The organism is Alistipes onderdonkii (genome assembly GCF_025145285.1).
GTDB lineage: Bacteria > Bacteroidota > Bacteroidia > Bacteroidales > Rikenellaceae > Alistipes > Alistipes onderdonkii.
Genome location: NZ_CP102251.1, coordinates 1,409,372 through 1,432,210 on the forward strand (window position 1 = coordinate 1,409,372; position 22,839 = coordinate 1,432,210).

General features: G+C 63.0%; 14 protein-coding genes. 5 read left to right on the forward strand and 9 right to left on the reverse strand.

The window, feature by feature from the left end; genetic code table 11:
• Position 1: 1 nt before the first annotated feature.
• The gene (locus NQ559_RS05945) at positions 2-1,000 is read left to right on the forward strand and encodes a glycoside hydrolase family 43 protein (RefSeq protein ID WP_018695739.1); all 999 of its coding nucleotides are present in this window, start codon (positions 2-4) and stop codon (positions 998-1,000) included.
• Between the two features lie 106 nt (positions 1,001-1,106).
• Here NQ559_RS05945 and NQ559_RS05950 read toward each other — a convergent pair whose 3' ends face one another.
• From NQ559_RS05950 to NQ559_RS05990, 9 genes are all read right to left on the reverse strand, one after another.
• The gene (locus tag NQ559_RS05950; protein WP_154654016.1) at positions 1,107-1,955 is read right to left on the reverse strand and encodes an alpha/beta hydrolase; all 849 of its coding nucleotides are present in this window, start codon (positions 1,953-1,955) and stop codon (positions 1,107-1,109) included.
• A 39-nt stretch (positions 1,956-1,994) separates the two neighbouring features.
• The gene (locus NQ559_RS05955) at positions 1,995-3,758 is read right to left on the reverse strand and encodes an alpha-L-rhamnosidase-related protein (protein ID WP_018695737.1); all 1,764 of its coding nucleotides are present in this window, start codon (positions 3,756-3,758) and stop codon (positions 1,995-1,997) included.
• Positions 3,755-6,997 (reverse strand): glycosyl hydrolase, encoded by a 3,243-nt coding sequence (locus tag NQ559_RS05960; protein WP_018695736.1) that lies wholly within the window; start codon positions 6,995-6,997, stop codon positions 3,755-3,757. The genes NQ559_RS05955 and NQ559_RS05960 overlap by 4 nt, the downstream gene beginning before the upstream one ends.
• Before the next feature lie 104 nt (positions 6,998-7,101).
• Positions 7,102-9,735 (reverse strand): alpha-L-rhamnosidase, encoded by a 2,634-nt coding sequence (locus NQ559_RS05965; RefSeq protein WP_018695735.1) that lies wholly within the window; start codon positions 9,733-9,735, stop codon positions 7,102-7,104.
• Between the two features lie 190 nt (positions 9,736-9,925).
• Positions 9,926-10,729: a rhamnulose-1-phosphate aldolase gene (rhaD, locus tag NQ559_RS05970; protein WP_018695734.1), complete on the reverse strand. Its 804-nt coding sequence runs from the start codon at positions 10,727-10,729 to the stop codon at positions 9,926-9,928.
• 2 nt (positions 10,730-10,731) lie between these two features.
• Complete coding sequence (gene rhaT / locus NQ559_RS05975) at positions 10,732-11,745, reverse strand: L-rhamnose/proton symporter RhaT (RefSeq protein ID WP_018695733.1); 1,014 nt, start codon at positions 11,743-11,745, stop codon at positions 10,732-10,734.
• A 10-nt stretch (positions 11,746-11,755) separates the two neighbouring features.
• Entirely contained in the window at positions 11,756-12,910 is a 1,155-nt protein-coding gene (gene fucO, locus NQ559_RS05980; protein WP_018695732.1) for a lactaldehyde reductase, read from the reverse strand.
• Positions 12,911-12,914: 4 nt separating this feature from the next.
• Positions 12,915-14,168: an L-rhamnose isomerase gene (locus NQ559_RS05985; RefSeq protein ID WP_018695731.1), complete on the reverse strand. Its 1,254-nt coding sequence runs from the start codon at positions 14,166-14,168 to the stop codon at positions 12,915-12,917.
• Positions 14,169-14,181: 13 nt separating this feature from the next.
• Positions 14,182-15,603: a rhamnulokinase gene (locus NQ559_RS05990; RefSeq protein ID WP_018695730.1), complete on the reverse strand. Its 1,422-nt coding sequence runs from the start codon at positions 15,601-15,603 to the stop codon at positions 14,182-14,184.
• A gap of 92 nt (positions 15,604-15,695) precedes the next feature.
• Between NQ559_RS05990 and NQ559_RS05995 the strand changes: the two genes are divergently transcribed.
• From NQ559_RS05995 to NQ559_RS06010, 4 genes are all read left to right on the forward strand, one after another.
• A complete protein-coding gene (locus tag NQ559_RS05995) occupies positions 15,696-16,598 on the forward strand; it encodes an AraC family transcriptional regulator (RefSeq protein WP_018695729.1) in 903 nt (300 codons plus the stop codon).
• Between the two features lie 783 nt (positions 16,599-17,381).
• Entirely contained in the window at positions 17,382-20,336 is a 2,955-nt protein-coding gene (locus NQ559_RS06000; RefSeq protein WP_026318331.1) for a SusC/RagA family TonB-linked outer membrane protein, read from the forward strand.
• 15 nt (positions 20,337-20,351) lie between these two features.
• Complete coding sequence (locus NQ559_RS06005; protein ID WP_026318330.1) at positions 20,352-21,857, forward strand: RagB/SusD family nutrient uptake outer membrane protein; 1,506 nt, start codon at positions 20,352-20,354, stop codon at positions 21,855-21,857.
• A 23-nt stretch (positions 21,858-21,880) separates the two neighbouring features.
• Positions 21,881-22,825: a DUF4984 domain-containing protein gene (locus NQ559_RS06010; RefSeq protein ID WP_018695726.1), complete on the forward strand. Its 945-nt coding sequence runs from the start codon at positions 21,881-21,883 to the stop codon at positions 22,823-22,825.
• Positions 22,826-22,839: the final 14 nt, after the last annotated feature.

A 22,839-nucleotide genomic window follows, 5' to 3' on the forward strand; every position in this document is an offset into this window, starting at 1 on the left:
TATGAAATACGTAACTCTCCTTTTCGCATGCCTTGCGGCATACTGCGCCGCGGCGCAAAATACGGCCTCGGCAGCCGGCAGGAGCGGCAACCCCGTCTTCCCGGGCTGGTACGCCGACCCCGAAGGGGTGGTCTTCGGCGACACCTACTGGATCTACCCGACCTACTCGGCCGACTACGACGAGCAGACCTTCATGGACGCCTTCTCGTCGAAAGACCTCGTACACTGGCAGAAGCACCCCCGGATCGTCTCCAACGACGAGGTGAAGTGGGTGAAACGCGCCATGTGGGCGCCCGCGGCCGTTCATGCCAACGGCAAGTATTACCTTTTCTTCGCCGGCAACGACATCCACGAGGGTGAAACCGGCGGCATCGGCGTAGCCGTGGCCGACTCCCCGGCCGGGCCGTTCCGCGATGCGCTGGGCAAGCCGCTCATCGACAGCATCGTCAACGGGGCCCAGCCCATCGACCAGTTCGTCTTCCGCGACGACGACGGCAGCTACTACATGTACTACGGCGGCTGGGGGCACTGCAACATGGTACGCCTGTCGCCGGATCTGCTGCGTATCGTGCCCTTCGACGACGGCACCCTCTACAAGGAGGTCACCCCCGCGAATTACACCGAGGGGCCGTTCATGCTCAGGCACCGCGGAAAATATTACTTCATGTGGTCGGAAGGGGGCTGGACGGGCCCCGATTACTGCGTCGCCTACGCCATCGCCGACTCGCCCTTCGGGCCGTTCGAACGCATCGGCAAGATCCTCGAACAAGACCCGGCAATCGCCCGCGGTGCCGGGCACCACTCCGTCATACAGGTTCCGGGGTGGGACGAATGGTACATCGTCTACCACCGCCGCCCGCTGGACGAAACGGCAGCCAGCAGCCGTGAAACCTGCATCGACCGCATGTATTTCGATGCCGAGGGGCACATCGTCCCGGTCAGGATGACCCGCGAAGGCGTCGAAGCCCGCCCCATTCCCGCTGCCGGCAAGGCGCGGTAAACCTGTCCCGCAACCGGAAACCGTCCACGACCAAAATCCCCGTTCGGCAGCATTGCCGAACGGGGATTTTGGTGCCTGCCGGCACTTATGGCGAACGGATGCGGCGTCATTCGCCCAGCCGCTCGGAGAGCCAGCGCACGAGCGAGTTTCGGAACTCGTCCTTGTATTTAAAGGTCTCGTTCCAGCCCCAGCCGTGCCCGCCCGTCGGATAAATATGGATCTCGCCCGGCACCGAGGCGGCTTTGAGCGCATTGTAGAACAACGTGCCGTTGACCGGGGGCACCCCGTCGTCGTCATCGCTGAAGGCGATGAACGTCGGCGGAGTCCCGCTGGTCACGCGCAGTTCGTTGCTGAACGCCGCAACGAGTCCCTCGGCCGGCGCTCCGCCCAGCAGGTTCCTCCGCGACCCTGCATGCGTAAAACGTTCGTCCATCGTAATGACCGGGTAGACCAGGACGGCGAAATCGGGACGGTTCGCATCGCAGGTGAAGTGCGTCGCAGCCGTCGAGGCCAGGTGTCCCCCGGCCGAAAAGCCGATGACGCCGACCCGCGCGGGGTCTACGCCCCACCCGGCCGCATTCGCACGCACCAGCTCGATCGCCTGCTGCACGTCCCGGCGGGGCAGGTCGTAGTTGCCGTGGGGCATGGTGTATTTCAGCACGACGGCGGCAAACCCGCGCGCCGCGAACCACTCCGCCACCTGATAGCCCTCATGGCCGATAGCCAGGCCGCCGTAGGCACCGCCCGGGCAGACCACCACGGCCGGCGCCGGCTTCTTCCCTTCGGGGCGGTACAACGTGACATAGGGGGCGTTGTCGCGGTCGAATCCGGCACCGAGCCGCTCCGGGGCATACTTCCCGGCCTCGGGCCATAACCTGAACTCCTCCTTCTGCTGTGCAGGGACAGCTGCGGCGAGCAGCAGCGCCCACGCCGCCAAAATCAGTTTCTTTGTCATATCCATCGGTTGTTAACAGTAATACGATTTTTTCCGGGGTCAGCGCACGACCCGCACCCCATCGGGTGCCGACACGCTCGTCGAGACCTTCCCGTCGGCACCGCGCTCGTGGCGCACCCGGATAACGCCCCACGGGGTCGGGAACGTCCCCTCGGCCCACTTCAGGTGTCCCAGGTGGGGGCGCACCGCCACGGACTTGCAGCCCGGTTCGAGCGGCACGATGCCCAGCACGTGCCGCGAAAGCCAGGGAGTGGGGCCCGATGCCCAGCCGTGGCAAAGGCTGTGGCGCAACCCCTTGTAGCAATAGGCGCCCGACTCGGCATGGATGTCGAATTTCCCGGCCGGAACCGGCTCGTCGATACGCGCCGCACCGGCCGCATGCGCGTAATTAAGGTCTTCCCAGAAAGTCGTGGCCCCCAGGTCGAGCATCGCACCCCAATAATCGGAGATGATCTGCAAGGCCTCGTCGTAAAGGCCGCCTTCGGCCAGCGCCTCGAGCATGTAATATCCGTAGAAGGTCGAGAAACCTTCCGCCCCGCCCCGGGCGATCACCGTCCGGCACACCTTGCCGGGGTCGGCCAGCCCGGCCAGCACGAGCATCGCCGCCGCCTGCTTGTTCCGCAGGTGGTCGGGCACGTGCCGCCGCAACCGCCGCAGCGCCCCATGGCACTCCGACTGCATCTGCCTGTCGCCGAGCCAGCCGCCGATTTCGGCGCCGGCCTCCATGGCCATCACCATCAGGGCCTGATACCCGGCATGGATCACGTCGGGCATCTGGGACGTGGGCCAGTCCAGCAGGCGCTGGCCGCCCTGCAGGTTCTCGCGGTCGCCGTCCATCTGCGACGCCAGCACCCGCAGCAGGGCGCGCATATATTCCTGCTGTTCACCGAGATAGTTCAAATCGCCCTCGTACATATACAGGTCGCGGTGGATAATGACCCACCACATCGAGTAGGCCGCGATCCAGTTCATCCACCCGGGCAGCGGCGTATTGTCGCGCACGTGGTCGAGGCTCCGGCGCACGACCTCATTGCCGCCGAACACGCTCTGGACGGTCATCACCTCGGGATGCATGTCCCCGAGCCATACCAGACGGTCGCGTTTTACCCCGTCCCAGAGGTACTCCTGCATATTGAGGTGGACGGTGTAGGCCCCCGTCTCCCAGATGCGGTTCAGCCGTTCATCATCGCAGCGGAACGACCCCAGATAAGGGACGTCGCGGTAACGGAGGATCGCCCGCACGGCTTTCAGATTGAGCTCCGCATCGGGCTCCACCAGGTCGATCCGCACGAAGCGGAACCCCGAGTTCCCGGCCTCGACATTGCCCAGCCACGGCACGCCGAGCGTAAAATCGCGCAGCGAATGCTCGTTCGTGGCGCTGGCCATCGGGGCGTCGCCGCCGACGTCGCTCATCGCCTCGCTCACCGATTCGCCCAGGCGGATCCGCACCTTCAGCGCCCGCTGGTCGGCGCGTATCGCCGCCGAGAGCGCGATCCCGCCGCACAACTCCTTGCCGAAATCGAGCAGCACGGAAGCCGAGCGCCCGTCGCGGGTCGAGAGGCGGCAGACATCGGGCGTCCCGGTCGTCAGCTGCCCGTCGAAATTCCGGAGCAGCGCTTCGGGATTTTCCACCCCCGCCGTCAGCTCGCCGGGCAGTGCGACCAGCCGCAGCGGGGTCACGTACCTGCGTGAAATCACATCCGCGGCACTCCGGCCTTCCAGCCCCTTCTCCAGTATGTTCTCCTGCCCGTACACGGCCGCCGCAAAGGCCAGCAGCAGGGCAAGCAGTGCTATCTGTCTCATCGTGCAATCATCCGTTCGATTACCACCGGGTTGAACAGCCCCGAAGGCTGTAACTGCGAATCGGGACGCCACGGATTGTTCAGCGTCCATGTCCCGCGCTGATCCTCGGGGAGCCTGCTGTCGCCGATCAGGCGGTTCACCCACGTATTGACCACGTCGATGACGAGGGTATTCTTCCCTTTGCGCACGAAGTCCGTGACGTCGACCCTGTACGGCGCCGTCCACACGCCCCCGGCGTACTTGCCGTTGACATAGACCTTGGCCATCACGCCGACCTGGCCCGTGTTCACGTACAGCCGGCCGGATTTCTCCTTCCCCCTGAGGTCGAACGTCGTCTCATAGCGGACACTGCCCGAGAAATAGCGCACCGACTCGTCGTCGGAGAGCCGCAGGTCTTTCAGTTCGTCCGCCACGACAGGCTCCGCCGGGCCCCGGCGCCCCTCCTGGAAGGTCAGTGTCCACGGCCCGTCCAGCGTCTTGACCCGCACCGGGGTCGGGAAATTCGCCGTCCCGTCCCTGTGCGCAGCGCCCGCCCCATCCGCGCGCAGTACGACGAACAGGCTTTGGTTGGGCTCCAACACCATCGGCAGCGTCGTCCTGCGACCGTCATCCTCGAACTCCGGCAGCGGACGGATCGCCCCCGTCACGGCATCCCATGCCTCGGGCACAGAGCCGGTCACACGCAGCGTGCAGGGGAAAGCGATGCGCGCGTCCGACTGGTTGGTCAGGAAGTAAATCTGCTCGTCGCCCGCATCGCGGTGCCCGAAGAGCACGGGGACATCGGCCCCGACCTCGCAGTCGGGCAGGCACTGCACATAGGCCAGCGCCTCCTCCATGGTCATGCCGTCCAGCACGGCGCCCTTGCCGTAGCGGGCGGCCTTCACGGCCTTGCCGTCGACCCCGCCCCAGAGCTCCGCAGCCATGCGGCGCACCCGGGCGTCGGCATCGGGATAGCCTTCGAGGCTCGGCGAACGCTGCGGCGCAGGCCCCAGCAGCACGCCGCCCTCACGGACGAGCGCCTGCAGCTTCGCAAGCAGTTCGGGGCGCATCGTCTTGAGCTTCGGCAACACCAGTATCCGATATTGCGTCCCGTGCGGAAGCGTCCACAGGCCGTCCTTCACGGTGGCGCGTTCCAGCAGCACCTCGCCGTTGATATAATCGTACTGGTACCCTCGGGGCAGCGCCGGGTCGGTGACGCCCGTCATTTTCGGAGCGTCCTCGCCGATGAAATAGGCCACGTCGGCGACGTTGAGCCCCTGCTGCAACATGTAATTGACACGCTTGAGGTAATCCGTGAAGAGGTCGATATGCGAGAACCACGTGTTGTTGCGGTTGAATTCCGTTCCGAACCAGGCATTCATGCCGGGCAGTTCGTCGCCCGGCTGCGAAATGTAGACGTGCAGCAACGTGTTGTTGATCCCCTCGGAGAAGAACCTGTCGCCGCGCGGCTTCACCATCGCCGGATAACGCCCGAAATCGTTCCCGGCCGAGGTGTACGACTCGGCCGACACTTTCCGCTTGCCGTAGATGTGGGCGCACGACGAGGCGGCACGGTTCTCGATGTCGCCCAGCGACCCTTCGCCCCAGAATTCGCCCCCGACCTCGTCCGACTGGCCGCCGTACTGCAGGAACTCGCCGGGGTAACCCCAGTGGCCGTAGTTCTCCAGCCACAACGTCAGCCCGTATTTGTGCGCGATTTCGCGCAGCCCCCCGATATGCGCATAGGCCAGCTTGTCGGCCGCCAGGCGCCGCATGTCCCACAGAAACCGGTCGGAGATATCCTGGCTGCCGACCACCACGCCGTCGTAAACGGGCAGGAACGGCAGGGCGTCGTAGCCGTAACGCTCCCTGAAGTCGGTCAGGAAGGTATCCGTAAAGTTCTGCCCGCCCTTCTCGTAGCTGTCGGCCACCACCACGCGGAACGTCCTGCGGTCTTCGGCCGGGATGCGGCGGAGTATCTCACCGATAAAGGCGTCGAAATGGTGCTGCAGGTAGGCCGGGGTCATCTTGTCCACTTCGAGCCCGGTGCCTTCGGGCGCCGCGGGCGAATTCTGGATGCCGGTCGGGCGCATCCCGGTACGCATGACGACCCACTCCCCGGCAGGGGCTTCCCACACCAGGCGGTCGCCGTCGAGACATTCCGTTATGTCGACCACCTCCGCGGGGTCGACCGCCAGCGACTCCGCGTCCAGCACGGGCTGATCGCGCCACTGGTACTCCTCCCAGTAGGGCAGCGGCGACTGGAACATCTTGGCAAAGGTCTTCTCCGCATAACGCTCCACACGGGGCAGCGACGAGAGAAGCACCTCCCCCAAACCCGTATCCTTCCCCGCGCCGCGGACTATGAGCCGGAACTCGCGCCCCGTGGTCTTCGCCACGCTGACCGAAACCGGGGCGTAAGGGTCGAAACCGACCTCGATATTGGGGTTCGAGCGGTCGATCCCGAACGATGCGACCGTCCGGTAGCCGTCCGCCCCCTTCACCTGCAATTCGGCCTCAGCACGTATCGGACGGCGGGCGGGCCACACCGTGATGTTGCGCAGATCCAGGTCGGCGTCCGTCACCAAGTCGATGACGGCTTCGGGGCTGCCGTCGAAGAGGAGCTCCGTCGCCGGGTCGCCGTCTATGAGGCATTGCGCCCCGGCAGTCGTGCCGGCAGCCGTCACACGGGTGTCAGCCGCCGTCAGCGCCGCACGCCCCACGGCGGGAGCGGGATAGGCGACCACCCGCACGTCCTGGAAATCGGCCGACGGGCGCGGCAGCTCCACCTCGACCTTCCCGCCGCCCCGGACATGCGCCTTGACCGAAGCCAGGTAACGCATGGCCTGCCCGGGTTCGATCCACGGCCCTCCGGCCTGGCTCCAGCCGGGGCTGTTGAACATGCCGATCTCGATACCCAGCTCCGAGGCGCGTTTGAGCGCCGCATGGGTCACTTCCCACCATTCGTCCGTAAAGAGTTTCACGGGGGCATAGGGCGTCGCCAGCTCCCCGAGGCCGATATTGCCGATGAAGGCACGGTTGATCCCCGCCCGTTTCATCGCTTCGAGGTCTTTCACCACGCCCTCCTTCGAGACATTGCCCGAAAGCCAGTACCAGTAAACCGAGGTCTGGACAGAGTCGGGCGGCGCCACGAACCCCGCGGCCAGGGCGGCATGGGAGCCGCCCTTCGGGGCGGCCTGCCCCGCCAGCGGAGCGAGGGCCAGCGGCAGCATCAGAATCAGTTTCGATAGTTTGTTCATCGCAGGAATATTTCAGGTTATGGGTAAAAATCGTCCTGTGCAGGCAGCCGTCCCGCACGGGAATGCGGCCCGCGGCAGCAGCCTTCCGCCCCGAGGCGGAAGGGTCATTTGGCCACCCTGAGCGTCAGCGTATGGCTTCCGGCACCCAGCTGATGCACCTTCCCGCCGTCCACGTTGGCCGGCAGGTAGAGCGTTGCGGTACTGTTGGCCGGGATTCGGACGCGGTAGGTCACCGTATTGCCCCGGCGCGTCCATGCCGACACGATCCGCCCGCAGGGGGCGTCGTGCGAAGCCTCGAATTCCTCGGGGCCGACGAAATTCGGGCGCAGCAGGATGTGTTTGAAGCCCGGCGCTTCGGGGTCGGGCTTGATGCCGCCCAGCCCCTTGAAGAACCACCCGCCGATCTCGCCGAACATCATGTGGTTGTCCGAGATGTCGCGCGTGGCTTCGAGGTTCCAGTTTTCGAGCAGCGTGGTGGCGCCGTTCACGATCCACCATCCCCACGAAGGATAGGTGTCCTGCACCGCGACCTTGTAGGCCGTTTCGGCATGGCCGTTCTCGCTCAGCGCATTGAGGATGGCCTTGGCGCCCAGCACCCCGACGTCGAGGTGGAACCCGGCTTCGGCGACCTTGCGGGCGAGGTTGCCGGCGACCTTGGCGACCATCTCCTCGGGCACGACGCCCCACATCAGCGGAACGCTCAGCTCGGTCTGCGTGCCGCTGGCATAGATGCCCGTCGCACGGTCGAGGTATTTGTCGTTGATGGCCCCGCGGATTTCGCCGGCCAGTGCCTCGTAGTGCTTCCGGTCGGCCTCCCGGCCGAACAGGGCGGCGGCACGGGCGAGGATCGTGGCATCGACGTAGAAATAGACCGACGAGGTCAGCTCCAGCGACGACTGCGAGCGGACGGGCACCCAGTCGCCGCGTCCCCACGAGGAGAGGTGCCCCGGGCTGCGGCGGTCGACGTAATCGACATAGCGTTTGATATTCTCGTAGCAATCCTCCAGCGGCTTCGTGTCCCCGTAGAAGAGGTAGAGGTTCCACGGGATGATGGCGATGGTACTCGTCCAGTCCAGCCCGTTGGCCGTGCCGTAGCCCCAGCCGCCGGTGGGGATGATGTCGGGCAGCACACCGTTGGGCTGCTGTTCGTCGCGGTGGTCGGCGAGCCACTTCTCGTAGACCGTAATGCCGTCGTAGTTGTACAGCGCCGTTTCGATAGCGAGGTGACCGTCGCCCGTCCAGCCGTTCTTCTCGCGCTGAGGGCAGTCGGTCGGGTAACCCATCAGGTTCGAGAGGTAGGCCTTGTTGGTGGCGTCCCAAAGTTTGTCCACCAGGTCGTTCGACGTCTCGATATGCCCCACGGGAGTCACGTCGCTGTGCATGGCATAGGCCGTCAGGTTCTCCGCAGACAGCTCTACCGGCCGGTCGGCAACCACCTCGACATAGCGGAAGCCCTTGTAGTTGAACCGGGGCATGAACTCGTCGTCGCGGCCGCTCAGGGTCACCACGTCGGTCTGGAACAGGTCGTCCTTGTCCGTCGGACGGAAATAGACGTCGATGTTCGACAGGTCGGCATGGCCGTCTTCGCGCAGGCGTTCGGCATGGATGAGCCGCAGCTGCGTCCCGGCTTCACCCCTCAGGCGGAGCTTCGTCACACCGGCCATGTTCTGGCCGAAATCGTAGAGGTAGCTCCGTTCGTCGAGCTTGCGCACGCTGCGCGGCCTGTATTGGGTGACGTTGCGGATCGGCACCGTCTGCTGTGCCGTGACCCTCTGCGACGGCGCGCCGCGGTACATCACCCCACCCCAGGCCGAGTCGTCGAACCCGGGAGCGCTCCAACCCGGCTGCTCGAGCCGCGCGTCGTAATGCTCCGAAGTATAGATGCTGTTGAACACCAGCGGCCCGCCCGAGGTGCGCCAGTCGAGGTCGGACTTCACGACCTCGTGCGTCCCGTCCGCATACTCGATACGCAGGTCGAAGCAGAACGCCGGGCGGTTGCGCCACGGCGCCCGCTCGAAGTTCCACACGGCGCCCGACTGGTGGTTGTACCAGCCGTTGCCCAACAGGATGCCCACGGCATTGGCCCCGTCCTGCAACTGCCGCGTCACGTCGTAGGTGACGTAGAGGTTCCGGCGGTCGAAGCGCGTATACATCGGGTCGAGGCGGTGGTCGCCGACCTTCCGCCCGTTGATATGGAGTTCGTACAACCCGGCCGCCGCGACATAGGCGCGGGCCGATTTCACGCGTTTGCCCACGGAGAACTCCTTGCGGAAATAGGGCGCGGGCTTATGGTTTATGTCGTGGTGGTCGCTGATCCAGCATCCCTGCCAGTTCCCGGCCCCCATCATGCCGGTCTCGAACGCCGCGACCCCGGACGAGGAGCGCGCGTAGTCCTTGTCCCAGACCGTCACGGCCCAGTAATAACGGGTGAAGGGATCGAGCTGCGGCCCGGCGTAACGGACGAGCATCCCGTCCGAATCCGTGCGCCCCGAATCCCACACGTCGCCGCGTCCGGCGGCCACGGCGGCGGAATCCCGCCCCACGACGACCCTGTAAGCCCGCTGGAGTGCCCCGGAACGGTTGTCGTCCAGACGCCAGCCCAGTCGCGGCGCCGGGGCGTCGATGCCCAGCGGCGCCTCCAGATGTTCGCACCGCAGCCCCACGGGCGTACACGGTGCCGCGGCCTGCGCACCGATCGCAGCAGCCGCAAAACAAAGCGTTAAGAGTATCTTTTTCATAAAACGGTAAAATTATCGTTTCCGTCCTCCGGCGGCAACAGCACCCGCCGCGTTCCGGGGTACAAGTACGGACAGCTCCGGCGCCCGAAGCCGCAGGGATACCCCGTCCGCAGGCTTCCGGCATACGGGGATGCCCGTCGGCCGCCGCTCCCGGGCGGGGGTTGCCGTCCCCGCCCGGGGCATCGTTGGATCAGAGGTTGAACGCCCGTTTCAATTCGTCCATCTGCTCCTGCGTCGTCCCGGCGGGCTCGAAGCCCATCGAACGGGCCGTGAGGTAGATCTGCGCCGATTTCGAGAGCACGTCGACCTGGTCGAACGCCTCAAAGATGTCGGGCCCTACGGCACATACGCCGTGTTTCTCCCACATCACCACGTCGTACTCGCGCAGCTGCGCGATGGTGGCCTCGGCCAGTTCGACCGACGAGGGCATCTTATAGGGGACGATTCCCAGCCCCTTGGGGCAGAAGGCCCGCGTCTCGGGAATCATGCTCCACAGGAGGTTGGTCAAGACGTCCTTTTCGAGGAACGCAGGGTTATGCGTCATGGCGATCAGGTCGATGGGATGGGTGTGCAGCGCCGCCTTGTAGCCGTTGCCCGAGGCGATCATCTGGTTGTGCATCGCCAGATGCGAGGCCAGCTCCGAAGTGGGTTTCACCGCCTTGTCGGCGATGATCTCGTACGACGCGCAGTCGTCGAGGATGCGGATTACCGAGCCGTTCTCCATCGGGCGGCGCGCCAGGTCGCGCATACGTTTGTTGGTACCCTTGCAGAAGAAATAGCACCCCTTGAGGCGGGGCAGTGTGGTGCCGATCGGGAAACGCCCGCTGACCGGCTCCATCGCGCGGATCGCGTCGTCGACGTGCTCCGTGATGTTTACCGTGATGTTGCCGCCGTTGCGTTCGGCCCACCCCTTCTGCCAGAGGTAGCCGGCCGTTTCGGCCACTTTGTCCACCTCGGCGGCCAGCGCCGGGCGGTTTTCGAGTATGGATTTCATCGTCAGAACAAATTAGGAAATACGAGTGAGAAAATCAGGATCGCCAGGCCGCAGACCAATACGCCCACGGTCTTGGCCGACACGCCGCGCCACTCCCGGAGGATAATGCCCCACACGTTGGAGAAGGTGACGTTGAGCGCCATGAGGATGCACCAGGCGAATGCCGCCACGACCGACCCGGGCTCGAAGAAGGTCTGCCCGATGCCGAAGCCGAAGAACTGCGAGTACCACAGTGCCCCGGCCAACGCGCAGAACAGCAGGTTGTTGGCATAGAGCGACCCCTTGCCGTAGTCGCCGAACGTGCGGTTGCGCGCATTCTGCCACAGGCAGTAGGCGGCATTGGTCACGAAGCCCCCGAGCGTCACCATCAGCGTGGCGGGCAGCGTGCGGAACAGGGCGCTGCCGCCCTCGACCTGCAACGGCCGCCCGGCCTCCAGCCCGAGGTTGAAGCAGGCGCTCATCACGCCCGCCAGCAACGCCACGGCCAGCCCCTTCGTAAGGGCGAAGTCCTTGACGGCGGCGCGTTTCTCCTCGTCGGTCATGTTCTGCGAGCGCAGCGACCCGGCGTAGCCGATCACGGCGATGCCCGCCAGCGTAATCGAGACGCCCAGCAGCAGGATCAGCCCTTTGCCCGCAAAGAGGTTTTCGCCCGCGAAGATGGCGGGGAAGAGGGTGCCGAACCCGGCGCAGGTGCCCAGGGCGATCGACTGCCCGAGCGCCACCCCGAGGTAGCGCATCGACAGCCCGAACGTCAGGCCGCCCACACCCCACAGCACGCCGTAGCCGGCGGCCTTGAAGGCGGCGGAAGGGTCGGTCGAGAGGATTTCCCCGAGCGAGCTGCCCGCGGGAACCGCCAGCAGTGCCCCCAGCAGCGGGAACACCAGCCATGCGAAGATGCCCTGTACCAGCCAGAAGCTCTCCCACGACCACTCCTTCACCTTTTTGATGGGTACATAGGAGCTCGACTGGCAAAAGCTGCCGACGGCGATGATCAGAAGTCCGAGAAGCGTATTCATGGCCTTTGTTTTAGAATGCGGTACGGTATAGTTTTTCGATATCCCCGACCGAGGTCGGACGCGGGTTGCCGCCCGTGCAGACGTCGTTGAACGCCGCCACGGCCAGCGCGGGGATGTCCTCCTCCCTCACGCCGATCTCGTGCAGGCGCTGCGGGATGCGGATGCTCAACGACAGGTCGCGCACGGCCCTGACAGCCGCGGCCACGCCCTCGTCGACGCTCATGCCCGCGGTATCGACGCCCATCGCCCGCGCGATGTCGAGGTATTTGGCGCGCGAGGGCGACTCGGCATTGTATTCCATCACATAGGGCAGCAGCAGTGCGTTCGCCACGCCGTGCGGCGTGTCGTAGAACGCCCCCAGGGGGTGCGCCATCGAGTGCACGATGCCCAGCCCGACGTTCGAGAAACCCATGCCCGCGATGTACTGCGCCTCGGCCATGCCGTTGCGGGCGACGGGGTCGCTGCCGTCCTCGACGGCATTCCGCAAGTGCGCGGCGACCAGCTCGATGGCCTTCAGCTCGAACATGTCGCTCATCGTCCACGCCCCGGGCGTGATATACCCTTCGATGGCGTGCGTCAGGGCGTCCATGCCCGTAGCGGCCGTCAGCCCCCGGGGCATCGACATCATCAGTTCGCAGTCGATCACCGCGCACATCGGGATGTCGTTGGGATCGACGCAGACCATCTTCTTGCGGTTCTCCTCGTCGGTGATGACATAGTTGATCGTCACCTCGGCCGCCGTCCCCGCGGTCGTCGGCACGGCGAAGGTCGGCACGGCGCGGTGCTTGGTGTCGGCCACGCCCTCCAACGAGCGCACGTCGGCGAACTCGGGGTTGTTGACGATGATGCCCACGGCCTTGGCCGTGTCGATCGACGAACCGCCGCCCAGCGCCACCATGCAGTCGGCGCCCGAAGCCTTGAACGCCTCGACGCCCTGCTGCACGTTGCGGATCGTGGGGTTGGCCTTGATCTGGCTGTAAATCTCATAGGGAATGTCCGCCCCGCGGAGCACCTCCTCGATCTTCGCGGCCACGCCGAACCGGATGAGGTCTTTGTCCGTTACGAGCAGCACCTTTTTAAAGCCCCGCTTGCGGATCTCGTCGGCGATCACCGAGCGGCACCCTGCGCCGTAGTACGACGTCTCGTTCAGTACGATGCGGTACATGGCCTTAGCGTTTGGAGGTTACTTCCCTTTCGTACTGCTGGATCCCGGCGATGAACTCCTCGCCCACGGGCACGTCGTTGCGCAGGCAGAACATGTCCCATACGGCGTTCCAGGGCAGTGACTTCGACTCTTCGAGCAGCGCCAGGCGCTCGAAGCCCTGTCCGGCAGCCTCGTACCGGCGAAGCTGCGCGAGCGGTTCGAGCAACGCCTGCATCAGGCACTTCTGCGTGGCGCGCGAGCCGATGACATAGGCGCCGATGCGGTTGATCGAGGCATCGAAATAGTCCAGCCCGATATGTACGCGGTCGAGCGCATCGCAGCGTACGATCTCCTTGCACAGTTCCAGCGTATCGTCGTTCATGATCGTCACGTGGTCGGAATCCCAGCGCACCGGGCGCGACACGTGCAGCATCACCTCGGGGATGAACAGCAGCAGCGACGAAATCTTGTCGGCCACGATCTCCGTGGGGTGGAAATGCCCCGTGTCGAGGGTCACGATCTTGCCGCGGCTGGCTCCGTAGCCGATGTAGAAGTCGTTGCTCCCGACGGTATAGCTCTCCAGCCCGATGCCGAACACCTTCGACTCGATGCAGTCCTTCATGTGGTCGTATTCGGTCTCGAAGATGCGGTCGAGCGAGTCACGCAGCAGCTCGCGGTAGAGCATGCGGTTCACCGTAAGGTCTTTCGAGCCGTCGTGCACCCAGAGGTTCATGATCGAGGGGTCGCCCTGCGCCTTGCCCATCTCTTCGGCAATGGCGCGGCAGCGCTTGGTGTGTTCCACCCAGAAGTCCCGGATTCCGGGGTCGGGGTTGGCCAGCGAGAGATCGCCGCTCTTGGGGTGCGAGAACGACGTCGAGTTGAAGTCGAGCTTCATGCCGTGCTCTTTCGCCCACTCGATCCAGCCCTGGAAATGCCGGGGCTCCACCTGGTCGCGGTCGACCGTCTCGCCGCCGAACTCGCCGTAGATCTCATGCAGGTTCAGGCGGTGCGTACCGGGAATGAACGACTTGGCCTTGAGGATGTCGGCACGCAGCTCTTCGATGTTGCGGGCTTTGCCCGGGTAGTTGCCCGTAGCCTGGATGCCGCCCGTGAGGTCGCCGCCCCGGGTTTCGAAGCCCGTCACGTCGTCCGCCTGCCAGCAGTGGAGCGAGAGCGAGATGTTCTGAAGCGCCGCGAGCGCCTTTTCGGTGTCTACGCCGATCTCCGCATAGCGTTCCCGCGCGATGGCGTATGCCTTTTCGATAAGTTCCGTTTTCATAAGAATGACAGTTTTATTTTTTCGGTTGATATGTTTTCGTTTCGATCGAGCGGCCGATGTAGCGCCGCATTTCGGCGAGCGAAGAGACCACGCCCGCGGCACGCGCCTGCACCATGATGTTGCCCAGCGCCGTGGCTTCGGCAGGGCCCGCCACGACGGGGATGCCGACAGCGTCGGCCGTCATCCGGTTCAGCAGGTCGTTCTGTGCGCCGCCGCCGATGACGTGCAGGCATTCGATTTCGAACGGCGCCAGCCGCCGCAATTTACCGAGCACCTCGGCGTATTTCGCGGCCAGCGAGTCGAATATCAGCCGCATCAGCGCCGCATCGTCCGCCGGGACGGGGACGCCGTGTGCCGCGCACCACGCGCGGATCGCCTGCGGCATGTCGGTCGGCGCGGCAAACTCCGCGGCATCGGGGTCGATGACCCCCGGCGACGGGGCGGCGCCCTCGGTCATGCGCACGATCTCTTCATAGCTATACTCCCTGCCCTGGCGGCTCCACACCGCGCGGCACTGTTCGAGCAGCCACATGCCGGTGATGTTCTTCAGGAACCGCACCGTGCCGTCCACGCCGCCCTCGTTGGTGAAGTTCATCGCATAGGACTCCTCCGTAATGATCGGCTCCGGCACCTCGATGCCCATCAGCGACCACGTCCCCGACGAGAGGTAGGCGAAGCGGCTGTTCCGGGCAGGCACGGCCGCCACGGCCGAAGCCGTATCGTGCCCCGCGACGGCCACCACGGGCACCGCCCCCAGCCCGGTCTGCCGGGCTACGGCGTCGCAAAGCACCCCGATCCTCCGGCCGGGCATCACCACCCGCGGGAAAAGCGCGGGATCGACGCCCGCCTCGCGCAGCAGTGCGCCGTCGATCTCCCGCGTGCGGGGATCCATGAACTGCGACGTCGAGAGGATCGTATACTCGCATACCTTCTCGCCGGTGAGCAGGTACGACAGCGCGTCGGGCATGAAAAGCACCGACGCGGCATTTTCCAGCGCCGACATCCCCTCCCCGCGCGCGGCACGGAGCTGGAAGAGCGAATTGAAATTCATGATCTGGATACCCGTGCGGCGGTACACTTCTTGCCGGGGTATTTTCCGGAAGAACTCCTCGGGAACCCCGTTGGTATAGGGATCGCGGTAAGCCCTCGGAAGCCCGGCCAGCGTACCGTCGGCCGCCACGCAGGCCATGTCGACGCCCCACGTGTCGATACCGATCGAATCGACCGGAATCCTTCGCTGCCCGGCCAGCGTCAGGCCGTGCAGGATTTCCTCATAGAGGGAGTAGATGTTCCAATAATATTTGCCGCCGATCGAAAGCAGGCGGTTCGGGAAGCGGTGCAGAACTTCGAGGGCGATGCCGTCGCCGCAGAGCGTGGCGAGAATGACACGGCCGCTCGTGGCACCGAGATCGACACCGACGAAATAACGGTTCATCACGGAAAGTTTTAGGTTACTGATGCAAAACTATACAATCTTTTCCCTACCTTTGTTGATGGTTTTGACAAACTATATATAGATTTGACACTATGGACGACCGGCCGCTGAGCATCCTTCACTACCTGCCAGTCTCCCCGCGCGACGAGCAGTGGGGCATCGTCTGCACCACGGCCGGGCACCAGCACGTCCCGCCCGGAACGCCCTACCCCGTCTCGGAACACCCCGAGCACTACCTGTTTTACAAAGGCAGCGGCCGCACGCTCGACGAGTACCAGCTGGTCTACATCACCGCCGGACGGGGACGTTTCGAGTCGGCATCCTGCCCGTCGCAGACAGTCGAGGCGGGCACCATGCTCCTGCTCTTCCCCAACGAATGGCACTCCTATTCGCCCGACCCCGGCACCGGATGGACGGAGTGGTGGGTCGGCTTCCGCGGCGCCAATATCGACCGGCTGGAACAGCAGGGGTTCCTCTGCCGCCGGCGCCCCCTGCTGCGGATCGGGTGCAGCGGCGGCATCGAGCGGTGCTACCGCGAGATCATCGGCACGGTCGAGGAGGAGCGCGTGGGATTCCAGCCGCTCATTTCGAGCATCGTGCTCCACATCCTGGGGTCGGTGCTCTTCAAGCACAGCAACCTGCTCTACTCCGACAACCCCGTCGTCGAGAAGATCAACCGCGCGAAAGCCATCATGCGCACAGACTTCGGCCGCAACCGCTCGCCCGAACAGATCGCCCGCGAAGTGGGCATGGGCTACACGTGGTTCCGCCGCGTCTTCCGCGAATACGTGGGGATGGCGCCGGCGCAATACCAGCACACGATGCGGCTCAACAAGGCCCGGGAACTGCTCGCGACGACAGCCCACAGCATCTCGGAAATAGCCTATGCGCTCGGCTTCGAAAGCGTGAGCGCCTTCTCGCTCTTTTTCCGCCTCCGCGAACGGCTCAGCCCCAGTCAGTACCGCGCCCGCTTCCGGGGCGGGAAGGGGCAGTGACCCGCCGGGGCAGGCCAAGGCAGCAACCCGCCGGGACAGGCCAAAGCCGTGACGCACCGCGGGCAGCCCAAGGCAGCGATACACGGGGGCTACAACCCGCCGCCGACCAAAGCATTGACCCGCGGGCGCAAATAGGGGTTGATATTATGTATTAAACTGAAATCACGGCATATCACTTACAATCTGCAAGCATAATACACCAAAAAACTGCGCATCCTTTACTTTACTTCCCGTTTCAGCCTAATCGCCCCCGATAAAATCCCCTTTGAGAACTCTTTACGGGGTTTCGCGTATTTCCTCCGTACATCACCGATCGCCGGAAAATTGTTATCTCCTCAGGTTTTCGGGGAAGTTCGTCCCCTCCGGCGAAAAATATTTTTATATTTTTTATATTTTTTTCAAAAATCCACCCCGCAGGTTGGCACATATTAAATATTATTAAAAAAATAAGGTATCCAGAAACACCTACGACCGGAAACCCACCGCATATCAAACCGTACCGGAGGGTATTTTTTCGCCCGAAAACCCCAAAATATTCAAAATACATTGAATTTTATTTTCATTTTTATAAAAATATTTTAGCCCATATTCAACAATGATTCTTCGGGTTAAAACAAAATGTTAAGTTATTTATACTTAGTCTTATAGCACCTGTTTTCGCCCTGAAAAGAGGGCCGGAAAGACCCTTTCCGAACACTCCTGCTTACATTTCATCTATTTTGAACATTTGGCAAATTCGTTTTAATTATTTTTCTTTGTTGCGTAAGAAAGTATCATTTACTTATGCAAAAAACGAAACTCCTACTCAACATTCTTGCATTTTTCCTATGTGCCCTGCCGGCGATAGCCGTAGCGCAGGGGGGGGGAAATGTGACCGTCAGAGGCATCGTCACCTCGGCGGATGACAAGCAACCCCTCATCGGGGTCAACGTGATTTCCGGGGCCGCCAGCGGGGTGAGCACCCTTGCGGACGGAAGCTACTCAATCAGCGTCGCCGCAGGGACGACACTCACCTTCCAGTACATCGGCTACAAGCCCGCCACCTTCACGGTTCCGGGCGGCAGCGCCTCGCTGACCTACAACGTCTCCCTCGAGAGCGAGGCACAGGCGCTCGACGACGTGGTGGTCATCGCTTACGGTGTCCGCAAGAAGGGCACCATCGCCGGATCGGTATCGACCGTCAAGGCCGAAAAGGTCGAGAACACCCCTACGGCGGCGTTCGACCAGGCCATCCAGGGACAGGTTCCCGGCCTGACGGTACTTTCCAATTCGGGTGAGCCGAGCACGTCGGCAACGATGATGATCCGGGGCATGAACTCGATCAACTCGGGTACCTCGCCGCTCTACATACTCGACGGGGTCGCCATCGCCAGTTCCGACTTCAACACCATCAACCCGGCCGACATCGAGAGCATCTCGGTGCTCAAGGACGCCTCCTCCACCTCTATATATGGTGCGCGCGCGGCCAACGGCGTGATCGTCATCACGACCAAGCGCGGGCGCATGGCCGAGCGGGCGAAGATCAACTACCGCATGCAGCTCGGTTTCTCGCAGATCGCCTACGGCAACTGGGATCTGATGGACACCGACGAACGCATCCGGTACGAGAAGGAGATCGGGTTCACCGACGGCAAAAACTACAACGTCCTGGGCAAGACCAACGTCAACTGGCTCGACGAGGTGTTCAACGATGCCGCCCTGCTCCAGAACTACGAACTTTCGGTTTCGGGGGCCACCGACAAGACCAATTACTACGTCTCGGGCGGCTACTACAACCAGGAGGGCATCGCCGCAGGTTCGGCCTTCGAGCGCTTCTCGCTCCGCGCCAACGTCGAGCAGCAGGCCGCCAAATGGCTCAAGCTCGGCACCAACACGATGATGAACTACCAGACCATCGAACGCGCCGAGTCGGGCGAATATACGCTCGTGACCCCCATCTCGGCCGCACGTTTCATGATGCCGTACTGGAATCCCCACCGCCCCGACGGCTCGCTCGCCTCGATCAAGGACGGCACCTGGAAGGGCGAAGGCCAGAACCCGCTCGAATGGCTGGCCAACAACAAGATCTCCTATAAAAAATACAAGGTGATCTCGACGCTCTTCGCCGAGGCCACCCCCATCGAGGGGCTCACCATCCGGTCGCAGTTCGGCGTAGGCTATTCGCACACGACGGGCTTCGGCGCCTCCTACCCCAACTACCCGCCCAACCTGGGCTCGGGCACGGCCCAGCGCTACTCGACCGACGGCATGAGCCTTTCGGTCACCAACACGATCAACTACCGCTTCTCGCTCGACGGCGGACACTCGTTCAACTTCCTGTTGGGCCAGGAGGGCGTCGATTACAGCTACGAGGAGTTCACGCTGGCCACCCGCGGCCAGAACAACGACAAGCTGGTCAACATCTCGTCGGGAACACGTGCCACGTCGTGGAGCGACGTCACCGACGACAACTACGCCTTCCTGTCGTTCTTCGCGCGCGGCGAATACAACTACGCCGACCGTTACTACGTCGACTTCTCCGTCCGTACCGACGGCTCCTCGCGCTTCGGCACCTCGGGACGCTGGGCGGCGTTCGGCTCGGTGGGCATGATGTGGAACCTGCGCAACGAGAAATTCATGGAGAACTCGCGCCGCTGGCTCACCAACGCGCAGATCGCCTTCAGCACGGGTACCTCGGGTAACTCGTCGATCCCCAACTACGAACACATGGCGCTTGTGAGCGGCGGCCTGAACTACTACGGCGACGCCGGCATCGCCCCCTCGCAGCCGGGCAACGAAGACCTGCAGTGGGAGAAGCTGTGGATCACCAACCTGGCCGTGCACCTGGGCTTCTGGAACCGCCTGAACGTGGACGTCGAACTCTACCACAAGAAGAACAGCGCCATGCTCATGGAGGTTCCCGTTTCCTACACCACCTCCAACGGCTTCGGCTTCCGCTGGGACAACGTGGGCGACATGACCAACCGCGGCGTCGAGGTGAGCCTGGCCGCCGACGTCATCCAGCACAAGGATTTCGTGTGGAGCGTGAACGCCAACGTCTCCTACAACAGGAACAAGATGACCAAGCTCTACAGCGGGGTCAGCGAATACGAGCTTTCGAGCACCAATACCAAACTGGTCGTGGGGCACTCCTTCGGCGAGTTCTACCTCAACCGGTTCGCAGGCGTCAACCCCGCCAACGGCGACGCGCTGTGGTACACCAAGGAGGGCGAGCTGACCACCGAGCTCCGCGACGAGGACAAGGTCATGGTCGGCAAGAGCTACGTGGCGCCCTGGCAGGGCGGCTTCGGCACGACGCTGGCCTGGAAGGGACTTTCGCTGTCGGCACAGTTCAGCTGGGTCGCCGACCGCTGGATGATCAACAACGACCGTTATTTCGACGAGTCGAACGGCCGATTCGCCTCCTACAACCAGTCCAAGCGCCTGCTCAACCGCTGGAAGAAACCCGGCGACATCACCGACATCCCGCGCCACGGCGTCTACACCGAGTTCGACGACCGCCTGCTGGAGGACGCTTCGTTCCTGCGCCTGAAGAACCTCATGCTGAGTTATTCCTTCCCGCAGGAGTGGCTGCGTAAGACACGCTTCATCAGCGGCGTGAAGATCTACGCCCAGGCCCAGAACCTCTTCACCTTCACCAAATTCACGGGCCTCGATCCCGAAGGGTCGAGCAATATGTACCAGGCACAGTACCCGATGGCACGCCAATTCACCTTCGGACTCGACTTAACATTCTAATCAGGGACTATGAACATGTTACGCAATATAAAATTCTATCTTTCGGCCCTCGCGATACTTGTCGGCGCCACCTCGTGCCTGGACAAGTACCCCGGCTCGTCCATCCCGGAGAAGGAGGCCATGCGCACCTTCGCCGACGCCGAGCAGACGCTCACCGGCATCTACGCCTCGCTCAAGAGCAACGCGCTTTACAGCGGCTACCTCACCCTGCTGCCCGACATCCAGGCCGACCTGGTCTATGCCGTCGAAGGCAACACCAATACCTACGGCTCGTTCTGGCGCTGGGACATACGCCCGACCGACCTGCAGCTCGAAGCGGTTTACGCCGCCCTCTACAAGGTGATCGGCAACTGCAATTTCTACCTCGACCGCATCGACGAGGTGATGGCCAACGAAATCAGCGACACCAACATCGAGAAGCTCGAGCAGTACACGGGCGAGGTCTACGCCGTGCGTGCGCTCTGCTATACCGAGCTGCTCAAGACCTTCTGCAAGGCCTATGAGCCGGACACGGCCCAATCGGAACTGGGCGTCGTGCTGCGCACGAAATACTTTACGCCCGAGGCGGCCCGCCGCGCGTCGCTCTACGACTCGTACCAGTTCGTGCTCGACGACCTAGCCGAGGCCGAGAAACGCCTCGACAAGGAGAACGACGCCTACGGCAACGTCTACATGACCTCGGCCTCGGCCGAGGCGCTGCACGCCCGCGTTGCGCTCTACATGCAGGACTGGGACACGGCGATCGAATATTCGAGCACCCTGATCGACGAAAAAAAAGCCACCTTCCAGCTCTCCGATGCCAAGACCAACTACACCTCCGACTACACCTATTTCGACTACATGTGGGCGTACGACCTGGGATACGAGGTCATCTGGCGCATCGGCTTCACCGACACCTCCTACGGCGGGGCGCTCGGCACGGTGTTCCTCAACTTCAACAAGGACTACACCTATTTCTATCCCGACTATGTCCCCGGCCAGGCTGCCCTGGATCTTTACGACGATGCCGACCTGCGCTATTCGGGCTACTTCTACCAGACTGAGACCGGTTATGCTCACGGGCTGAGCTGGCCGCTGCTGGTCAAATACTACGGCAACCGCAACCTGATCGCCAACCAGATCTACCATGTCTCGATGCCCAAGCCGTTCCGCCTGGCGGAGCAGTACCTGATCCGCGCCGAGGCCTACTGCCAAAAGAACGATTTTTCGAAGGCCGGCAACGACCTCTCGACGCTGCGTAAGATGCGCTACAAATCGGGCGGCACGATCAACGTCACGAAGGACAACTGGTTGCAGACCATCTCCGACGAGCGCCTGCGCGAACTCTACATGGAGGGTTTCCGCTTGCACGACCTCAAACGCTGGCACAAGGGCTTCGAGCGTAAGCCGCAGGCCAATTCGCAGGCCGAGGGAAGCTCGCTCAAGATCGAAGCCGACAACCCGCTTTTCGTATGGCCGATCCCGCAGCACGAGCTGGAAGCCCCCGGCTCGGAGATACTCCCGAACGAAAGCAACAGATAGCAACAACGAATAGAAGAGAGACAATGAAACGAATTATCACGGTTTTGTTTGCAACGGGACTCCTGGCCGCCCTCGCAACGGGTTGCAAGGAGGAATATAAGACCTACTCCGATGCGGAGTACGTGCTGTTCGCCGACACCCTGGCGACCTACGCCGTACTCCAAGACCAAGACTATTTCTCGGTACCGGTCTCCTCGACCGTCGCGTGCGATTACGACCGCACATTCGGCGTGGAGATCATCGACCAGGGCAGCAATGCCGTCGAGGGGAAGCACTACCGCCTCCTGTCGAACACCATCACCATAAAGGCCGGTTCGCGTAAGGCCGACGTACAGGTACACGGGTTCTACGACAACATCGAAGATACCGACTCGCTGGGCTTCATCCTCAAACTGGTCATGCCCGAGCAGCTGAAATGGGATCTCTACCACGACCGGACGAAGGTCGTCATGCAGAAAAGCTGCCCCTACGACATCAACGAATTCACGGGCTGGTGCGTGGTGACCTCGACGTTCCTCAACAGCTACCCCGGCGTGGAAAACAAGAGCATCCAGCGCCTCATCCGCACCGAGAAGCACCCCACCGAAGAGAACATGATTATCCTGCACGACTGGCTCTTCTCGGGCTACGACGTCACGATCCGCCTCGACCCGCGCGATCCGATCGAACCGCTGGTAACCATGGACAAGAACCAGGTACTGGCCGACGAGGCTTCGATCTTCGGACAGATCGTCGGGGACAACAAGATACTGGTCACTAACAGCCCGCTCTACGACTCCTATTTCAACAGCTGCCAGCACTACGTGGCGCTGTGGATCAAGGTGCATGTCGAGGACATGGGCGTGAATATGGGCCTGGTAGGCCATTTCTACAACATCATCGAATGGGTCAGCGACGAGGAGGCCGAACGGCTCCAGCGGGAAGAAGGCATGCTCCCGGGAGGCGTCACGGCGTCCGGATCGCTCTAAATCATAACGTAAAT